The organism is Pseudomonas sp. GW821-FHT03E01 (assembly GCF_059420765.1).
In genome coordinates, this window is record NZ_JBWKUI010000006.1 from 304,308 (window position 1) to 319,405 (window position 15,098).

At 57.0% G+C, this 15,098-nt stretch carries 21 protein-coding genes and 1 tRNA gene; 11 read left to right on the top strand and 11 right to left on the bottom strand.

Annotation, left to right across the window (positions count from 1 at the left end; translation table 11 throughout):
- Positions 1–20 precede the first annotated feature (20 nt).
- Positions 21–338 carry a DUF1654 domain-containing protein gene (locus AC07VO_RS12925; RefSeq protein WP_495007555.1) on the bottom strand — a complete coding sequence of 106 codons (318 nt, stop codon included), beginning with the start codon at positions 336–338 and terminating at the stop codon, positions 21–23.
- A gap of 317 nt (positions 339–655) precedes the next feature.
- On the opposite strand from AC07VO_RS12925, the gene AC07VO_RS12930 reads away from it, so the two are divergent.
- The 4 genes from AC07VO_RS12930 to AC07VO_RS12945 all read left to right on the top strand — a co-directional run bounded on the left by AC07VO_RS12930 (position 656) and on the right by AC07VO_RS12945 (position 2,400).
- Positions 656–1,039 carry a response regulator transcription factor gene (locus tag AC07VO_RS12930; protein ID WP_495007556.1) on the top strand — a complete coding sequence of 128 codons (384 nt, stop codon included), beginning with the start codon at positions 656–658 and terminating at the stop codon, positions 1,037–1,039.
- A 147-nt stretch (positions 1,040–1,186) separates the two neighbouring features.
- Positions 1,187–1,600 (top strand): hypothetical protein, encoded by a 414-nt coding sequence (locus AC07VO_RS12935; RefSeq protein WP_495007557.1) that lies wholly within the window; start codon positions 1,187–1,189, stop codon positions 1,598–1,600.
- Positions 1,597–1,911, top strand: a complete 315-nt coding sequence (locus AC07VO_RS12940) for a hypothetical protein (RefSeq protein ID WP_495007558.1) — start codon at positions 1,597–1,599, stop codon at positions 1,909–1,911. The genes AC07VO_RS12935 and AC07VO_RS12940 overlap by 4 nt, the downstream gene beginning before the upstream one ends.
- 81 nt (positions 1,912–1,992) lie before the next feature.
- The gene (locus AC07VO_RS12945) at positions 1,993–2,400 is read left to right on the top strand and encodes a hypothetical protein (protein ID WP_495007559.1); all 408 of its coding nucleotides are present in this window, start codon (positions 1,993–1,995) and stop codon (positions 2,398–2,400) included.
- Between the two features lie 94 nt (positions 2,401–2,494).
- Here AC07VO_RS12945 and AC07VO_RS12950 read toward each other — a convergent pair whose 3' ends face one another.
- A complete protein-coding gene (locus tag AC07VO_RS12950; protein WP_495007560.1) occupies positions 2,495–3,094 on the bottom strand; it encodes a DUF6338 family protein in 600 nt (199 codons plus the stop codon).
- Positions 3,095–3,201: 107 nt separating this feature from the next.
- On the opposite strand from AC07VO_RS12950, the gene AC07VO_RS12955 reads away from it, so the two are divergent.
- Positions 3,202–3,510, top strand: a complete 309-nt coding sequence (locus tag AC07VO_RS12955; RefSeq protein WP_495007561.1) for a hypothetical protein — start codon at positions 3,202–3,204, stop codon at positions 3,508–3,510.
- 4 nt (positions 3,511–3,514) lie between these two features.
- Positions 3,515–3,877, top strand: a complete 363-nt coding sequence (locus AC07VO_RS12960; protein WP_495007562.1) for a hypothetical protein — start codon at positions 3,515–3,517, stop codon at positions 3,875–3,877.
- Positions 3,878–3,888: 11 nt separating this feature from the next.
- Here the strand turns inward: AC07VO_RS12960 and AC07VO_RS12965 are convergent, their stop codons facing one another.
- Entirely contained in the window at positions 3,889–4,074 is a 186-nt protein-coding gene (locus tag AC07VO_RS12965; protein ID WP_495007563.1) for a hypothetical protein, read from the bottom strand.
- 79 nt (positions 4,075–4,153) lie between these two features.
- On the opposite strand from AC07VO_RS12965, the gene AC07VO_RS12970 reads away from it, so the two are divergent.
- Both AC07VO_RS12970 and AC07VO_RS12975 read left to right on the top strand, forming a co-directional pair.
- Positions 4,154–6,067 (top strand): DNA cytosine methyltransferase, encoded by a 1,914-nt coding sequence (locus tag AC07VO_RS12970; RefSeq protein ID WP_495007564.1) that lies wholly within the window; start codon positions 4,154–4,156, stop codon positions 6,065–6,067.
- Between the two features lie 227 nt (positions 6,068–6,294).
- Positions 6,295–6,933 carry a phiTE_072 family protein gene (locus tag AC07VO_RS12975; protein ID WP_495007565.1) on the top strand — a complete coding sequence of 213 codons (639 nt, stop codon included), beginning with the start codon at positions 6,295–6,297 and terminating at the stop codon, positions 6,931–6,933.
- Positions 6,934–6,998: 65 nt separating this feature from the next.
- Here the strand turns inward: AC07VO_RS12975 and AC07VO_RS12980 are convergent, their stop codons facing one another.
- Positions 6,999–7,544 carry a hypothetical protein gene (locus tag AC07VO_RS12980; RefSeq protein ID WP_429543918.1) on the bottom strand — a complete coding sequence of 182 codons (546 nt, stop codon included), beginning with the start codon at positions 7,542–7,544 and terminating at the stop codon, positions 6,999–7,001.
- Positions 7,545–8,210: 666 nt separating this feature from the next.
- Here AC07VO_RS12980 and AC07VO_RS12985 point away from each other — a divergent pair.
- The 3 genes from AC07VO_RS12985 (at position 8,211) to AC07VO_RS12995 (ending at position 10,060) form a co-directional block, all read left to right on the top strand.
- Positions 8,211–8,525, top strand: a complete 315-nt coding sequence (locus AC07VO_RS12985) for a hypothetical protein (RefSeq protein WP_495007566.1) — start codon at positions 8,211–8,213, stop codon at positions 8,523–8,525.
- 210 nt (positions 8,526–8,735) lie between these two features.
- Entirely contained in the window at positions 8,736–8,948 is a 213-nt protein-coding gene (locus AC07VO_RS12990) for a hypothetical protein (RefSeq protein ID WP_090318852.1), read from the top strand.
- A complete protein-coding gene (locus AC07VO_RS12995) occupies positions 8,948–10,060 on the top strand; it encodes a tyrosine-type recombinase/integrase (protein ID WP_495007570.1) in 1,113 nt (370 codons plus the stop codon). Before AC07VO_RS12990 ends, AC07VO_RS12995 begins: the two co-directional genes overlap by 1 nt.
- 89 nt (positions 10,061–10,149) lie before the next feature.
- Here AC07VO_RS12995 and AC07VO_RS13000 read toward each other — a convergent pair.
- The 7 genes from AC07VO_RS13000 to rpmI all read right to left on the bottom strand — a co-directional run bounded on the left by AC07VO_RS13000 (position 10,150) and on the right by rpmI (position 15,072).
- Positions 10,150–10,226: transfer RNA gene (locus tag AC07VO_RS13000), tRNA-Pro, on the bottom strand.
- Positions 10,227–10,315: 89 nt separating this feature from the next.
- Complete coding sequence (locus AC07VO_RS13005) at positions 10,316–10,672, bottom strand: MerR family transcriptional regulator (protein ID WP_003179985.1); 357 nt, start codon at positions 10,670–10,672, stop codon at positions 10,316–10,318.
- A complete protein-coding gene (gene ihfA, locus AC07VO_RS13010) occupies positions 10,653–10,955 on the bottom strand; it encodes an integration host factor subunit alpha (RefSeq protein WP_002553164.1) in 303 nt (100 codons plus the stop codon). The genes AC07VO_RS13005 and ihfA overlap by 20 nt, the downstream gene beginning before the upstream one ends.
- Positions 10,956–10,958: 3 nt before the next feature.
- Entirely contained in the window at positions 10,959–13,340 is a 2,382-nt protein-coding gene (pheT, locus tag AC07VO_RS13015) for a phenylalanine--tRNA ligase subunit beta (protein WP_192351489.1), read from the bottom strand.
- 26 nt (positions 13,341–13,366) lie between these two features.
- Positions 13,367–14,383: a phenylalanine--tRNA ligase subunit alpha gene (pheS, locus tag AC07VO_RS13020; protein ID WP_007940232.1), complete on the bottom strand. Its 1,017-nt coding sequence runs from the start codon at positions 14,381–14,383 to the stop codon at positions 13,367–13,369.
- Between the two features lie 109 nt (positions 14,384–14,492).
- Positions 14,493–14,849, bottom strand: coding sequence for a 50S ribosomal protein L20 (rplT, locus tag AC07VO_RS13025; RefSeq protein WP_007905879.1), 357 nt, complete (start codon positions 14,847–14,849; stop codon positions 14,493–14,495).
- 28 nt (positions 14,850–14,877) lie between these two features.
- Positions 14,878–15,072, bottom strand: a complete 195-nt coding sequence (rpmI, locus tag AC07VO_RS13030; protein WP_002553160.1) for a 50S ribosomal protein L35 — start codon at positions 15,070–15,072, stop codon at positions 14,878–14,880.
- Between the last annotated feature and the right edge of the window lie 26 nt (positions 15,073–15,098).

Consider the following 15,098-nt stretch of genomic DNA (forward strand, 5'->3'; position numbering starts at 1 on the left):
GCGGGCTTTTTTATGCGCGCTCAAAAAGGCGCTGGCTCCTCCACTAAGCCTACATCCTCCACCTCGATCACTCGGTCATCATCGGTCTGGCGATCCCATTGCAACGTCACAGAGCCGTCATCATTGAAGGTCATCTCAAGACCGTCCGTCTCGGCCAACAACTCCATTACTGCATCCCACGCGTCGTCTTCATCCGTGTCCATGCGGTGAATCAACACCCTGCGCCCCAACTGAGCAATCGGCGAATTGATCATCGCTGACACCCTAAGTCCGAGCCTCTCGAGCCCCGTCATTTCTTGGTGTTCCTGCGGCTTCGACTTCTTCTGTTGCTTACTCATTAGTCCTTTCCACGAATACTGTACGTACATACAGTACATAAATTTCGCACAAGCTTGCTTGCATTAAATACACAAGCATGCTTTTATTAATGCAAGTCTGCTTGTACTTAAGCAGCTCCAAGAAACACCTCGCCGGATAACTACCGGTCAAGACAAGCCAGAGATTCACTGGCTACCACGATCAGGGGGAAACCTGATCCCAGCCCCCGATAAGGGGACCGACTGGCTCAGTAATGAGATCGCTCTTTAGAACGGAAACTTTCACTGATGCACCTGGTTGGCCGGGTGCATTGGGAAAACAACCGGGAGTCACGACGATGGAAACAGAAATCGTAAACGGCACATGGAAAGGCCACCTCGGTCGTGGCCTTGCACCGCGAGAGCTTCAGTTCCTACTTTCAGTAGCCCAGGGCATGACGGCAAAAGAGATCGCCCGGGCGTTCGGCGTTGAGCCTGGCACGGTAGTAAAGCGCCTATCAAACGCCATGTTCAAGCTGGGCGTGCATCGCCAGACTGCGATGATCGCCGAGGCAATGCGCCGCCAAATCATTTCCCCGATGTGCATCATCTTGGCCGGCTTTATCGCCATGCACTCGATGATTGCCGACGACTCAATGCGACGTGATCGCCGGATTCCTGAGCGGCGCACATCTCAGGTCCGGATGGTGCGCCAGGCTGAAGCGCCCGCCCTGTTCGCTTGATTCGATATCACTGATGCGGACGAATCCCCGGCTTATACCGGCCACCTGCATTGATCAGCTCATTCAGCACGGAGGATTGGCAATGAAATAGCTCATAACACAGCGCCTTCCAAACGAAGGCATCAGTGCTCACATAGGGAGGTCTGTGTGACGCACAACAATAGCCCGGTTCCGATCGGGCTTTTTTACGCCTGCCTTTATTCGTCAGCACTCTCTCCTGCACCCAACGGCAACCAGCAGGCGGTCAGAGCGCTGACGAATACACGCAACCAGCATCGAGGATCAGCCATGCATCCATCATTTCAAGAGCGCGTCGACGAACTCGGTGCGCTGTTGCAAAAAACTCATGCCGCCAGAGCCGAGTTTTTCGGTCGAGTTGCTCGCCGGACACCACCCAAGCCGGTGCGCTTCCAAGTTGCCGGCGAAAGCGTTGGCATGTTCCAGGTGATCGACCTCACCAGCGGAAAAACTCGCGCCTTTCGCGAGAATTACAAGGCCGCCCATGACCTCGCAATTCAGTTCGAAGAAAAGGTTAATCGCTTGCAGGGAGGTGCGAAGTGATCGCCGTACCAATGCCCCACCCGCGTGACGCGGTCATTGCCGATCTGAACCGGCAGATGGATCAGTTCTTCGCCGCCGGCAAGACGCCTGAGCAGATCGCAAGTGGTGTCGGTACCTATGGACCTTTCCACGGCACCACCGCTCACCACGAACGCCTCCGCATCGAACGGGACAAGTTAGCCCCAAAGGTCAGGAAGCAGGCCGAAGCAGGCATGACCGCCGCCGAGGCAGCCAAGGCACTGAAGATGCACATCAAGCGCGTTCAGCTGATCGCCCAAGAAAACAACTTCAAGTTCGCCGAACCCTCATGAGGCGGATCAACAAGATGGTCAGCACGAGGCGCCGGCCTACCTGGCTGGACTTACCAGTGAGCGGAATCGAAGAGACAGGACATGGCCGAGCAAGAACAGTCGACAGCGGAAGCACTGAAGCAGAAGAGAAAGCGCGAGAAGAAGGAAGCGGACGACGCAGCAAAGAATGTCGAGCGCGTTCAGGATGAGCTGGCCGGCGGCTTCAAAGCTGGACTGAAGCAGCTCATGAAAGCCCACGGATTCAACAATCAGCAGGAGGTTTACCAGAACCTGCTGCGTAACGTGCTGGCCGCCGACTTCGAAACGGCGGCGCGGATGCTGAAGTGTGTCACGATACCTTATGAGATTACCGAAAAGGTGTCGCAAAGTTTCCTCAGTAAAAGCCTTGCAGCCTTGAGTGCAGATCCCAGCGATACAGAAGACGAAATTGTCGAGCCGAAATCAATCACTTTTTCAGTGGGGGCGGAGCCGAAGGCGCCTTTGGTCTAACGTCGGTTGGACGAGGTTTACTCTTTTCGTCTTGAGCGATAACTTTTCTTGCGATGCTTGCCGGCATTGGCTGGGGGGCTCTGCTGGTCATAATTTACTCCGGAATATCGTTACTGAACTCAACCCATTGTACTTTTGAAGAGTCTATCACCAAGAACTCGGCGCCGAATGGTTCTTCAGTGCCGTCATCCTTTAGCCAGCTCGGATCCTGAATCATAAATTGACCTTGGGTTGGCTCGGCTGGCCATTCTAGAGGCCAACCATAAAGGCGTCGCTCGTCTACAAGGTGAAGTACGACTAGGCGGTCGTAGCTAGCGAAAGCGCTGTACCACTCTGTCGGGTATGAGGTTTGCTTCGTAATGTTCTTATCCCGAAGCCATGCATGAAGCTTGTCATTCGTTGCGAAGTAGCAGGAAGCAAGCCCTATCGATACCGCTATCACAAAAGACCACGCCGCTTCAGCTTTTGCATCCCAATAGCCAAACGAGTGAACGTGATTTCCGACCATTAGAAAGAAAGCCTCTAAGGTCACCACACACCCATGAATCACAAGCGTAAATATGAGCGCCTGAACAATTTGTCCGAAAGTATCGGGTCTCTTGAAGGCGGTGAGCGAGTAAAAAATCCACGCCGTCAGAAATCCCGGAATCAGATATTGAAGCAGCGGTATTACTTCCTTAACTAATCCGTCCAAAGCTGCACATCCCTAAGCGCCGATATCGGAAGCTTGTAATACATCATCTAAAACAAACACGCCACCGCATCCGCTCACGGAGGGCGGCGCCTGACTGGAGATAACCCATGAGCATTCCAGCAAATGCTTTGAGCGACGAAGAGTGCCTGCACTACGCGGCGCTCGATCCGGCGGCCGCCGCCGAACTGACCCGACGCCTCACCGCGCAATGCATCGATCCAAGCGCCGAGCGCGATGAGCTGCAAGAGAATATTCGTCAGCTGGAAAGCGCGAATGAAGACGCCGAGGAAGAGGCTGAAAACCTACGCGATGGCGCAGCGGAGGCTTGCGAGTGGATCAAGCGAGCCATGGACCCGAAAGATCGGGAGCTGTCACTGAATGCGCTGCTGCAGAAAGCGCTCGACTGCCTGGAGTGATGCCATGAGCACCTTTGCTGTATTCGGAATGAATGAGCACTTCGCCCGCGAAGAGGCGAAGCGCAAAGTTCGCGACTTCAAGATCAAAGATGGCCGCCGGATCGATCTCTCGATGAGTCAGTGGCTTGAGGCGGTCGAGGATCGCGTCGTCAAGATCATGGACGGCAAGCGCATCGCCCAGCTCAGCAGTATGTTCGACGCCCCTCAGTACGCTGCTGACTATGCAGAGCGTATCCGCAAGCTGGGGCGGTGCCGAGATGTAGTCATCAGGGCGAAGGTCAAACTGCCGCAGAATGATGTGAGGCGGAAGTCGGCGACGAAGCTTTCGTGGATGGACTACTCGCCGGAATCGACAGCGGCGGCCTGACCCACCCTCGCCTACTGCTCTGAATGGTCTGTATATAGGTCAATCGCCTGCCTGTAGGTAGCAAGATCAATTATCTGCCGCAAGCAAATAACGACCTCAAGCTTCTGCTTGTCGTCGGGAATTCCTATTCGCTTCAGCATCGCTCGGGCGTCTTCCTCGATCGCCGCGAGTGCATCGATATCGCTTTGCAGTCTCATGTCAGTCTCCCGTCGGGCTGCATCGAGCATAAACCAATAGCCCACTTCTACGAATCACGCCAGCCGGCGAGGATCCTTTATGTCCGCACAACAGATGTTTCCCAAGTTCATCCATGGTCAGCCAACCATGGGCCTGCCGTTCGAAAAGGAACTGGTGGTGGACCTGTTCGCCGGCGGCGGTGGCGCCAGCACCGGTATTGCCCGGGCGTATCGGGAACCGGACGTAGCGGTAAACCACAACCCAATCGCCCTGGCCGTGCACCGCGCCAACCACCCACAGACAGAGCACTATGTCGCCGACGTGTACGAAGTGTGCCCTCGCAAAGCAACCGGCGGCCAGCCAGTGGCGATTATCTGGGCATCCCCTGATTGCCGGCATCACAGCAAAGCTAAGGGTGGCGCGCCGCGTGACCGAGGCGTTCGCGGGCTGGCATGGGTGGTGATCCGCTGGCTGTTCATCACAAAATCACGGCTGCTCTTCCTCGAAAACGTCGAGGAGTTCTGCGACTGGGGGCCGATCGACGACGAAGGCCAACCGATCAAGGCCGAACGCGGGCGCACCTTCAAGGCGTTCATTGCTGCTATCAGCGTCGGGCTGCCCGCCGATCACCCGGATATGCCGGAGATCATGGGCGCCATCGGCGAGTTCGTTCCGATGGAAGCGCTGGTGCGCGGCCTGGGCTACAACGTCGAATGGCGCGAACGCATCGCGGCGAACGCTGGCACCCCAACTATCCGCAAGCGCCTGTACCTGGTGGCACGAAGTGACGGCAAGCCGATCGTTTGGCCAGCGCCGAAGCGCCACAAGGTGCCGACCGCCAAACAACAGCCATGGCGAACCGCCGCTGAGTGCATCGACTGGAGCAATCTTGGCCGCACCATCTTCCGCGAGAAGCCTATGGCTGAGAACACCATGCGCCGCGTTGCCAAAGGCTGCTGGCGTCATGTGCTGACCAGCGCCAAGCCGTTCATTGTCCCGATGCGGGGCACCTCGGAATCACACACCAGCACCCACGGCACGGACGAAGCCCTGTCGACCATCAGCGCCGGCGGTACTCACCACGCCCTGGTGCAGCCAGTCGCCGCGCCATTCCTCACCGAGTGCGCCAACGGCTCTGCACAACGCAACTTCGATGTGCAGGAACCATTGCGCACTCAGGTCGCCCAGGTCAAAGGCGGCCACTTCGCCATGGCTGCTTGCCACCTGACCCACCTTACTCACCATGGTGAGCGAAGCGGTTACTCGCCTAATGACCCCTTCCGTACAGTCACTGGCGCCAACCGCGGCGAGCAAGCGCTTGTCTCGGCGAACATGGTCACCCTTCGGAAAGGGTCAGTTGGGGCAGACGTTGCCAGCCCGCTCGGCGTGGTTGCTACCAGTACCGGACACCATGCGGTATCGGCTGCGTTCTTCGAACAAGCAAACGGCGGGTTCTACGACGGTGATGGCCGCGCCGCCGACTCGCCGCTCTCGACCATCTGCCAGTCTGGCGCCAACCAGCGCTTGGCAAACGCATACCTGGTGAAGTACTACGGCAACGAGAAGGACGGTATTTCGCTGACTGAGCCGATGCACACCCTGCCAACAAAAGACCGGGTTGCGCTGGTCGAGGTTGTGCAGGTGCCGAACACGCTGACGCCAGAGCAACTGGAAGGCGCCCGTCGTTGCGCTGCCTTCATGCACGAATACCTGCCGGAACACTTCAAAGACCCGGCCGAGATGGTCATGGTCGGCGGCTATGTGTTGGTGGACATCACTCTGCGCATGCTGCAGCCGCCTGAGCTGAAAGCGGCCCAAGGCTTCGACAAGGACTACATCATTGATCGCGGACTCTTTGTCGACCCGGTCACCGGTGCCGAAGAGTGGCAAGACATCAGTAAGACCGACCAGGTACGGTTGATCGGCAACAGCGTTTGTCCGGACGAAGCGGAAGCGCTGGTTGAGGCCAACGCCGCCGACATCATTGAGCTCTACCAGCGGCTCGCGGCATAGCTCAGCTAAACAGCGCATGCCACGGAAAAGCGAGAAGCCATTCAACGCAACGACTTAAGAGTTCTCCAAGAAGATCAGCAATAACGTTACAGAGCAGGTCAATCAAAAACTTATTCATGAGAATCACCGGGTAGGTTTTCACATGCCGAATGGCACGTGGCCGCCTTTAGCCGATTGATTTCACTTCTTACAAAATCCTCGAAAAAATTTTTCGAGGAGGTATCCCCATGCCCACAGAAAACAAACCGACCGAGCCGCTGAAGGTTGAGCGCTCGACAGTCACGAAGCTGGTGATCACCGGCGCACCACGGCTCGATCCGATCACCGTGTTCCTTGAGGACTTCGGCCGTCGCGATTGTCCGATCGAATCCAACCCAAACTATCAGACTGCCCAAGGCAAGATCACCATCAACTGCTGGGACAACAGCTGGAACGCTTACTGGGGTGGCATGGGGCCGCGCACAGTCGCCGAGTTTGTCGCCGATTGCGGCTGGGATTACGTTCTGAACTGCTTAGATCGAGGTATCAGCAACACGCGATTCAGCGGTGACGCGCTGCATGCCTTGGCCAAGAAGTGCATCGCCCAGCGCAGGCGGCAACAGACAGGGCGCCACGACTGGGAACTGGGCGAGCTGAGCAAAGGCGAAGCCCGCGAGCTTTGGCATGACATCGATGCATTGCGGAGCATCGAGAGCTCAAACGAATGCTGGCATCACAGCAAGCTGCTGACCGAGCTGTTCGGCGAGGAATGGCATTACCCGCTGGATGGCAAGGCTGTAGAAGAAAACCACGAATACACATACATGCGTCGAGTCGTCGAAGCGGTACAGGCTGCGCTTCGCCAAGAACAACAGATGGCGGTATGAAGCGCATCAACCCCAGCGGCCCAATGACTGGCCTGCATGAAATCGAATTACAGTTTGCATAGACATTATTTGCCTTGCACTACTCGAACATGTGCACGGCTTATGGACTTGTAGACACGAATCGATCGTAAAAGCGGCCACCAGTCGTATAGAAAAATCTGCATCGGTCGCCACATGGCAACCCAGCCACCGATCACCAGGCTTTCGCGCGCTATGTTGATGACAGGGTCAGCTCCAAGTTGACGAGTAACATCGGCCAAGATTAGGCACACGCTCAAAAAGGAGATGCCAATCAATAGGCTAATACGGCCGTCACGAAGGAGATATTTCAACTCACCGCGTACGAGGCCTGCCTTATGATCAAAGTAATTGTGGATTGCCTCGGCCACGATCGCGTTTGGCTCACCTTCTGCAGGCAGGTGCTCAAGGTGGATTGTAATCCTGAGTCGGCTGCCCGATTTGAATTCCGCTGCCCAAGTCTCGATGAACGCTTCCGCTTCGCGATCGAGATCCTTGTTAAGAAAAGGTGTCGGATCCATCGAGTTGAACAACTGCGCAAGTTCACGTACCCGGAGTTGAAGGTGGTGCTCTGGTGATGACTTTTTTTTCATCGCGCTACCCGATTGTCATGCGTTGGCAGTTTCGAGTCTCGCGACTCACTTTCGCTACGCATCAGTCTAGCGGTCGACCTTTCTCCACCTCTACCGTATCTCGCTGCTCAGGAACCGAACATCTGGTTGGCAATACCTTTGGCGAATACGCACGCACATTCCAGAAAGGCAATTCAAAAAATATGCGTTTCCAAGATTAGCAGGCCGGCGAGTAAGAAACGCCTGAGCAACACCCTGCAGTAACTCCCCGCCCCTTCAAGGCCAGCCGCTATAGCGGCGTCAAGCGATAACGCCGTTCACACGCCAAGCTCTGAATTTTCGAGGCTAGTTCCAACCCTGGCATTCATAAAAGCGTCCCAACACTCATAGGCATCGTGCTGTCTCTTCGTTGCAGCTTCCCAAGCGGGGCCTGAAACGCATCTGGAGGAAACCAGCTGCATTATCCCCATCGTGGCGGCATCCAGCTCCAATAGAAGTTTGTGTGACTCAAACCTGAAGTCATCAATAGATGCCATGGTATTCGTCCTAGGCGGACCTCACCGCTATCGAGGAACAGTTGCTCCTCTAACGGTGGAGCGCAGAATCCCAAAATGATTCAAGAAGTTTTTTTCTGAATCCCCCCCCTCCCCCTTCAAAGTCAGCCGCTATAGCGGCAAGGACGAAGTCATGTCTGAAGAAAAGTTGATTGGCCCCGTCGAAGTCGTGCGAGGCGATGACGGATATTGGTATCACCCGGATATCCCAGAGTTCGATGAAGACGCCGAGGCATGGAAAGCAAGGCTCGAAGCTCAGGGCCTAAAGGTCATCGGCTGGCACATGGATTCCGACTTGGACGCCCACCCCTACTGGGAGGACGGCGAGGCCCACTGCCTCGGCTGGGAACCTGAGACGCCGCCCGATGATGGCTGGTTCCTGCTCGGCATTTTCGACACGGATGATGGCCCCTATGTGCAGTGGGCACGCAGCGAGGTGACGCCATGATCGCCCTCGCCTGGTTCGCCTACGTGTACTGCTACAAGGGGCCGCGGCGGTAAGGGTTCACCCCGCCAGACACCTCAGGAGGGGAGCTGCGTGTAATGCAACTGGCGAGGTGAACGATCAAACCATAGTTCACCCACCCAACCTGGCCCACACCCCTCGTCTGATTTCCACTATCCACCTTCTGCCGCCACGCGCGGCATGGAGCATCCAATGAAAAAAGAACTGATAAAGATCAGCGAGTTTCAGCGCCGGCGCTGGGGCGAAGGCGGCACCCCGCAATGCCCGCAGGCTATTCGCAACCACATCCGGAACGGGATGGTGCCCGGCGAGCAGATCGGCAAACTCTGGTACGTTGATTGGGCCGCATTCAGCCGCTCGAACGGCAACGACCTGGTCGCAATGGTATTGAAAGGAGCTGCATGATGGTGCCACGGCCGCGCAACCCTGCGAATAAGGGACTTCCGCAGAACCTGTACTACGACGCGCGGCGCTCGACCTATCGCTACCGGCGGCCTACCGACGGGAAGTGGTTTCCGTTCGGCGCCGACCGCCTCAAAGCGATTGATGCCGCTAAGCAGCTGAACCTAGAGTTCATGCGCGGCGCCGACCTGGTTGGCGCTGTCATGAACAACGCCTCAGAAACGTTTGCCGGATTCCTCGACACCTACGAGCGCGATGTCCTGCCTCCGCGCGAACTGGCCAAGGGCACCCTGGGCCTGTACGCCGTACACTTTCGACGCTTTCGCAAGCAGTTCGAGGGCAAGGCCGTGGACCAGATCACGATCCGCATGATCGCAGAAATGCTGGACGCCCTCACCCCGCGTACGGCCAACCAATGCCGGGCGCTGCTGGTCGACATTTTCAACCACGCCGCGGCTAAAGGGCTGTGCCCGGATAACCCGGCTGCCAGCACCATCAACCGCATTGAGAAGAAACAGCGTAAGCGCCACACCGTTGATGGCCTGAAAGCTATCAGGGAGAAGGCACCGGCCTGGCTGCAGAACGCAATCGATCTGGCCCTGATCACCGCCCAGCGCCGCACCGATATCCTCGACATGCGATTCGACGGAGTGCGTGAGGGGTTTCTCTATCTGGTGCAGAAGAAAACCGCAAAGGCCAGTGACGCGGCGTGGATCCGCTTTCGCGTGACGCCCGAGCTGCAGGCGGTCATCAGCCGCTGCCGTGACGATGTCGTATCGCCCTACTTGGTGCACCGAAAGCCTGATCGCCGAAAACAGAAGCAGGCGCAGACCAAGGACCACTGGACGAAGGTTGAGGAACGGTATTTGACGCGTGCATTCAAGGAAGCCAGGGAGGCGGCGAACTGTTACACAGGATGGAAGGAAGAAGAGATGCCGGGCTTCCACGAAGTGCGAGCGCTGTCACTGCACCTGTACAAGAAAGCCGGAAAGGACGGGCAGAAAATTGCAGGCCATGCGAGCGAGGGGATGACCAAAAACTACCAGCGCGACCACGAGGAAGTCATCTGGTCCGAGGCAATTCCGGACCTGAATATCAGCGAAATCACTGGATAGTTTTGCGCCAGTTTTGCGCGGGTTTTGCGCAGACACAAAAAAGCCGATCTAGTAGATCGGCTTAAGTGCCTGATTTTACTCAGTAAATATGGTCGGGACGGAGTGATTCGAACACTCGACCCCTAGCACCCCATGCTAGTGCGCTACCGGACTGCGCTACGCCCCGACTAGGCGTTGACTCTGTCCCTCATCTCGAGGAACGCTCAAGAATATATCGCAAGCTTTTGAAAACTGGAAGTATTTAAAAGCAGGAATTTATTTCTTGAGGACCACCAGAACATCTTCCAGCTCGGCGATCATCTGGCGGATCATTTGTTTGTATTGGGTGGTGTCGTCTTTGGCTTCATCGCCGGACAAACGCAAGCGTGCGCCGCCGATGGTGAACCCCTGATCGTAAAGAAGCGCGCGGATCTGCCGGATCATCAGCACATCCTGGCGCTGATAATACCGGCGGTTTCCGCGGCGTTTGACGGGGTTGAGTTGAGGAAACTCCTGCTCCCAGTAGCGCAGCACGTGTGGTTTTACCGCACACAGCTCGCTGACTTCACCAATGGTGAAGTAGCGTTTGCCCGGGATGACGGGTAGTTCGTCGTTATGACTTGGTTCCAGCATAAGCCTCAACTCGGGCCTTCAACTTCTGCCCTGGACGAAAGGTGACCACACGGCGAGCCGTGATCGGGATTTCTTCTCCCGTTTTCGGATTGCGGCCAGGCCGCTGGCGTTTGTCCCGAAGGTCGAAATTGCCGAAACCGGACAATTTGACTTGTTCGTTGTCTTCGAGCGCGTGCCTGATTTCTTCGAAAAACAGTTCGACCAATTCCTTGGCCTCCCGCTTGTTCAGGCCCAGCTCTTCGTACAGACGTTCCGCCATCTCAGCTTTCGTCAAAGCCCCCATACGTCACTTCCTTAACGTGGCGTTCAACCTTTGTTCGAGCGAGGTGAGGATGTTTTGCGTTGCGGTATTCACCTCATCGTCATTAAGAGTGCGCGATGGATGCTGCCAGGTCAAGCCGACCGCAAGGCTTTTTCTATCAGGATCAATGCCTTTACCCTGATACACGTCAAATAGCCTGAGGTCCGTGAGCCATTCGCCTGCATTTTCACGGATTACATCCAGCACAGCAGTGGCCGGCACGTCCGTGGCCGCAATCAATGCCAAGTCACGACGCACTTCAGGAAAGCGCGACAACTCGCTGTATTTTGGCATTTTGCCCAAAGCCACTTCGGCCAGAACCAGCTCGAAAACGAAGACCGGACGGTCGAGACCGAGGGTTTTCGACAATTCAGGGTGGATAGCACCGACATAGCCGACCAGGCGACCATCACGCTCGACGCGCGCGGTTTGACCCGGGTGCAAAGCAGGGTGTTTACCCGGCACAAACGTGAACGCATCCAGTGCACCGGCGAAGCCCAGCACCGCTTCCACATCGGCTTTGACGTCGAAGAAATCCACGACATCGCGACCTTGCGCCCAGCCTTCCGGCAGACGGCTACCGCACACCACACCAGCCAGCATCGGCTCTTGCTTAAGGCCTTCCAGCTGACCAACGAAACGCAGACCGCTTTCGAACAGGCGGACGCGATCCTGCTGGCGGTTCAGGTTGTGCTGAAGCGCCTTGACCAGGCCCGGCCACAGGGACGAACGCATGGCAGCCATGTCGTTGGAAATCGGGTTGGCCAGCAGTAGCGGCTCGACACCCGGATTAAACAACTCGAACTGTTTCGGATCGATGAAGCTGTAGGTGATCGCTTCCTGATAACCACGAGCCACCAGCAGACGACGCAGTTCAGGCAGATCGCTGCGCGCTTCAGCCTTGGCTTGTGGTGCCAGGCGGGCTTGCGGGTAACGAACCGGCAGACGGTTGTAACCATACAAACGGGCCAGCTCTTCGATCAGATCGACTTCCAGGCTGATATCGAAACGGAAGCTTGGCACTTCAACGCGCCACTGCCCTGCCCCATCGGCAGTAATGGTCAGGCCCAAAGCGCTGAGCAGACGCTCGACTTCGGCCGAATCCATTTCCATGCCCAGCATCTGGGTGATGCGCTGGGCACGCAGGGTGATCGGTGCGATCGACGGCAGATGCTGCTCGCTGACGGTTTCGACGATCGGGCCGGCTTCGCCACCGGTGATTTCCAGCAGCAGGCCAGTGGCGCGCTCCATGGCTTCACGGGCCAGCTTCCAGTCCACGCCGCGCTCGTAGCGGTGCGAAGCGTCGGTGTGCAGGCCGTAGGAACGAGCCTTGCCAGCGACGGCAATCTGGTCGAAGAACGCGCTTTCCAGGAAAATATCGCGGGTGGTCGCGGTGTTGACGCCGCTGTGCTCGCCCCCCATGACGCCGGCGATAGCCAAGGCGCGGGTGTGGTCGGCGATCACCAGCGTATCGCTACGCAGGCTGACTTCCTGACCGTCGAGCAGCACCAGCTTCTCGCCATCTTCGGCCATGCGCACGCGGATGCCGCCATTGATTTCGGCGAGATCGAATGCGTGCAGCGGCTGGCCCAGTTCCAGCATCACGTAGTTGGTGATGTCGACGGCGGCGTCGATGCTGCGCACGTCGGCGCGACGCAGGCGCTCGACCATCCACAGTGGCGTAGGCTTGGACAGGTCAACGTTACGGATCACGCGACCCAGGTAACGCGGGCAAGCGTTCGGCGCCAGTACTTCGATCGAACGCACTTCGTCGTGCACGGCAGGAACGCTGGCAATGGCCGGGCGCACCACCGGGGCAGCATAAAGCGCACCGACTTCGCGGGCCAGACCGGCCAGAGACAGGCAGTCACCGCGGTTCGGGGTCAGGTCGACCTCGATGCTGGCGTCTTCCAGGTTCAGGTATTCACGAATGTCCTGACCGACCGGCGCATCGGCCGGCAATTCCATCAAGCCGTCGTTGCCTTCGCCAATTTGCAGCTCAGCCTGGGAGCACAGCATGCCGTTGGATTCAACGCCACGCAGCTTGGCTTTCTTGATTTTGAAATCGCCTGGCAGTTCGGCACCGATCATGGCGAACGGGATCTTCAGACCCGGGCGCACGTTTGGCGCACCGCACACAACCTGGAAGGTCTCCGCGCCACTGCTGACCTGGCAAACGCGCAGCTTGTCGGCGTCCGGGTGTTGCTCGGTGCTCAGCACCTCGCCCACCACCACGCCACTGAATTCACCGGCGGCCGGCGTAACGCTATCGACCTCAAGACCGGCCATCGACAGACGAGCAACCAGCTCGTCGCGATTTACCTGCGGGCTTACCCAGCCACGCAGCCATTGTTCACTGAATTTCATCCTGCTCTCCTAAGAATTCGTTACGACTAGCGAAATTGCGCGAGGAACCGCAAGTCGTTGTCGAAGAACAGACGCAAGTCGTTCACGCCGTAACGCAGCATGGCCAGACGCTCAACGCCCATGCCGAAGGCAAAGCCCGAAAACTCTTCCGGGTCGATCCCGGACATACGCAGCACGTTCGGGTGAACCATGCCGCAGCCCATGACTTCCAGCCAGCCAGTCTGCTTGCAGACACGGCAGCCTTTACCGCTGCACATCACGCATTCCATGTCGACTTCAGCGGATGGCTCGGTGAACGGGAAGTACGAAGGACGGAAACGCACGGCCAGTTCTTTTTCGAAGAACACGCGCAGGAACTCTTCGATGGTCCCTTTCAGGTCGGCGAAGTTGATATCGCGGTCGACCAGCAGGCCTTCGACCTGATGGAACATCGGCGAGTGGGTGATATCGGAGTCGCTGCGGTACACACGGCCTGGGCAGACGATGCGGATCGGCGGCTGTTTCGATTCCATGGTGCGGACCTGTACCGGCGAGGTATGGGTGCGCAGCAACATGTTGGCATTGAAATAGAAGGTGTCATGCATCGACCGGGCCGGGTGATGGCCTGGGATGTTGAGCGCTTCGAAGTTGTGGTAATCGTCTTCGACCTCAGGGCCTTCGGCGATGCCGTAGCCAATGTGGGTGAAGAACTGCTCGATACGTTCCAGAGTCCGGGTAACCGGATGCAGACCGCCTGAGGTCTGGCCGCGGCCAGGCAGGGTCACGTCAATGGATTCGGCGGCGAGCTTGGCCGCAAGATCGGCCTCCTCGAACAACGCCTTGCGCGCATTGAGAACCTCTGTGACACGCTCCTTGGCAACGTTGATCAGCGCACCGACTTGCGGACGCTCTTCTGCCGGCAAATTCCCCAGGGTCTTCATCACCTGAGTCAATTCACCCTTTTTGCCAAGGTAGTGAACCCGGATTTGCTCCAGGGCATTGATATCTTCAGCGCTTTGCACAGCCTCTAGTGCTTGAGAGACGAGCGCATCCAGGTTTTCCATGTACAGACTCCAGATACAAAATAGGGGAAGAGCTTGAAGGCTCTTCCCCTATTTATGACGTTTAACACCTGGCCCCACAGAGGTGAGACCGGGTGACTGTCGGGGGTACTTAAGCCAAGGTGGCTTTAGCTTTCTCGACAATCGCAGCAAACGCCGCTTTTTCGTTCACTGCCAGATCAGCCAGAACCTTACGGTCGATCTCGATGGACGCTTTTTTCAGGCCGGCGATGAAACGGCTGTAGGACAGACCGTTGATACGTGCACCAGCGTTGATACGAGCGATCCACAGAGCGCGGAACTGACGTTTTTTCTGACGACGGTCACGGTAGGCGTATTGGCCTGCCTTGATTACCGCTTGCTTGGCAACACGGAATACGCGCGAGCGAGCGCCGTAGTAGCCTTTAGCAAGTTTCAGAATTTTTTTGTGACGTTTACGGGCAATGACGCCACGCTTTACACGAGCCATGAGTTACTTCCTCTATTCTTGACTAAAATTAACGAAGGCGCAGCATGCGCTCGACTTTTGCCACGTCAGACGGATGCAGCAAGCTGCTACCGCGCAGTTGACGCTTACGCTTGGTCGACATTTTAGTCAGGATGTGGCTCTTGAAAGCGTGCTTGTGCTTGATACCGTTAGCAGTTTTCAAAAACCGCTTAGCAGCACCACTTTTCGTTTTCATTTTTGGCATGTTCGGATACTCCGCATTCAGTTGAT

What these genes read in the sequence shown, in the direction of transcription:
- AC07VO_RS12925 (WP_495007555.1), bottom strand. Translation starts at nt 338, where the DNA reads ATGAGTAAGCAACAGAAGAAGTCGAAGCCGCAGGAACACCAAGAAATG.
- AC07VO_RS12930 (WP_495007556.1), top strand. Translation starts at nt 656, where the DNA reads ATGGAAACAGAAATCGTAAACGGCACATGGAAAGGCCACCTCGGTCGT.
- AC07VO_RS12945 (WP_495007559.1), top strand. Translation starts at nt 1,993, where the DNA reads ATGGCCGAGCAAGAACAGTCGACAGCGGAAGCACTGAAGCAGAAGAGA.
- AC07VO_RS12955 (WP_495007561.1), top strand. Translation starts at nt 3,202, where the DNA reads ATGAGCATTCCAGCAAATGCTTTGAGCGACGAAGAGTGCCTGCACTAC.
- AC07VO_RS12960 (WP_495007562.1), top strand. Translation starts at nt 3,515, where the DNA reads ATGAGCACCTTTGCTGTATTCGGAATGAATGAGCACTTCGCCCGCGAA.
- AC07VO_RS12965 (WP_495007563.1), bottom strand. Translation starts at nt 4,074, where the DNA reads ATGAGACTGCAAAGCGATATCGATGCACTCGCGGCGATCGAGGAAGAC.
- AC07VO_RS12970 (WP_495007564.1), top strand. Translation starts at nt 4,154, where the DNA reads ATGTCCGCACAACAGATGTTTCCCAAGTTCATCCATGGTCAGCCAACC.
- AC07VO_RS12975 (WP_495007565.1), top strand. Translation starts at nt 6,295, where the DNA reads ATGCCCACAGAAAACAAACCGACCGAGCCGCTGAAGGTTGAGCGCTCG.
- AC07VO_RS12980 (WP_429543918.1), bottom strand. Translation starts at nt 7,544, where the DNA reads ATGAAAAAAAAGTCATCACCAGAGCACCACCTTCAACTCCGGGTACGT.
- AC07VO_RS12985 (WP_495007566.1), top strand. Translation starts at nt 8,211, where the DNA reads ATGTCTGAAGAAAAGTTGATTGGCCCCGTCGAAGTCGTGCGAGGCGAT.
- AC07VO_RS12990 (WP_090318852.1), top strand. Translation starts at nt 8,736, where the DNA reads ATGAAAAAAGAACTGATAAAGATCAGCGAGTTTCAGCGCCGGCGCTGG.
- AC07VO_RS12995 (WP_495007570.1), top strand. Translation starts at nt 8,948, where the DNA reads ATGGTGCCACGGCCGCGCAACCCTGCGAATAAGGGACTTCCGCAGAAC.
- AC07VO_RS13005 (WP_003179985.1), bottom strand. Translation starts at nt 10,672, where the DNA reads ATGCTGGAACCAAGTCATAACGACGAACTACCCGTCATCCCGGGCAAA.
- ihfA (WP_002553164.1), bottom strand. Translation starts at nt 10,955, where the DNA reads ATGGGGGCTTTGACGAAAGCTGAGATGGCGGAACGTCTGTACGAAGAG.
- pheT (WP_192351489.1), bottom strand. Translation starts at nt 13,340, where the DNA reads ATGAAATTCAGTGAACAATGGCTGCGTGGCTGGGTAAGCCCGCAGGTA.
- pheS (WP_007940232.1), bottom strand. Translation starts at nt 14,383, where the DNA reads ATGGAAAACCTGGATGCGCTCGTCTCTCAAGCACTAGAGGCTGTGCAA.
- rplT (WP_007905879.1), bottom strand. Translation starts at nt 14,849, where the DNA reads ATGGCTCGTGTAAAGCGTGGCGTCATTGCCCGTAAACGTCACAAAAAA.
- rpmI (WP_002553160.1), bottom strand. Translation starts at nt 15,072, where the DNA reads ATGCCAAAAATGAAAACGAAAAGTGGTGCTGCTAAGCGGTTTTTGAAA.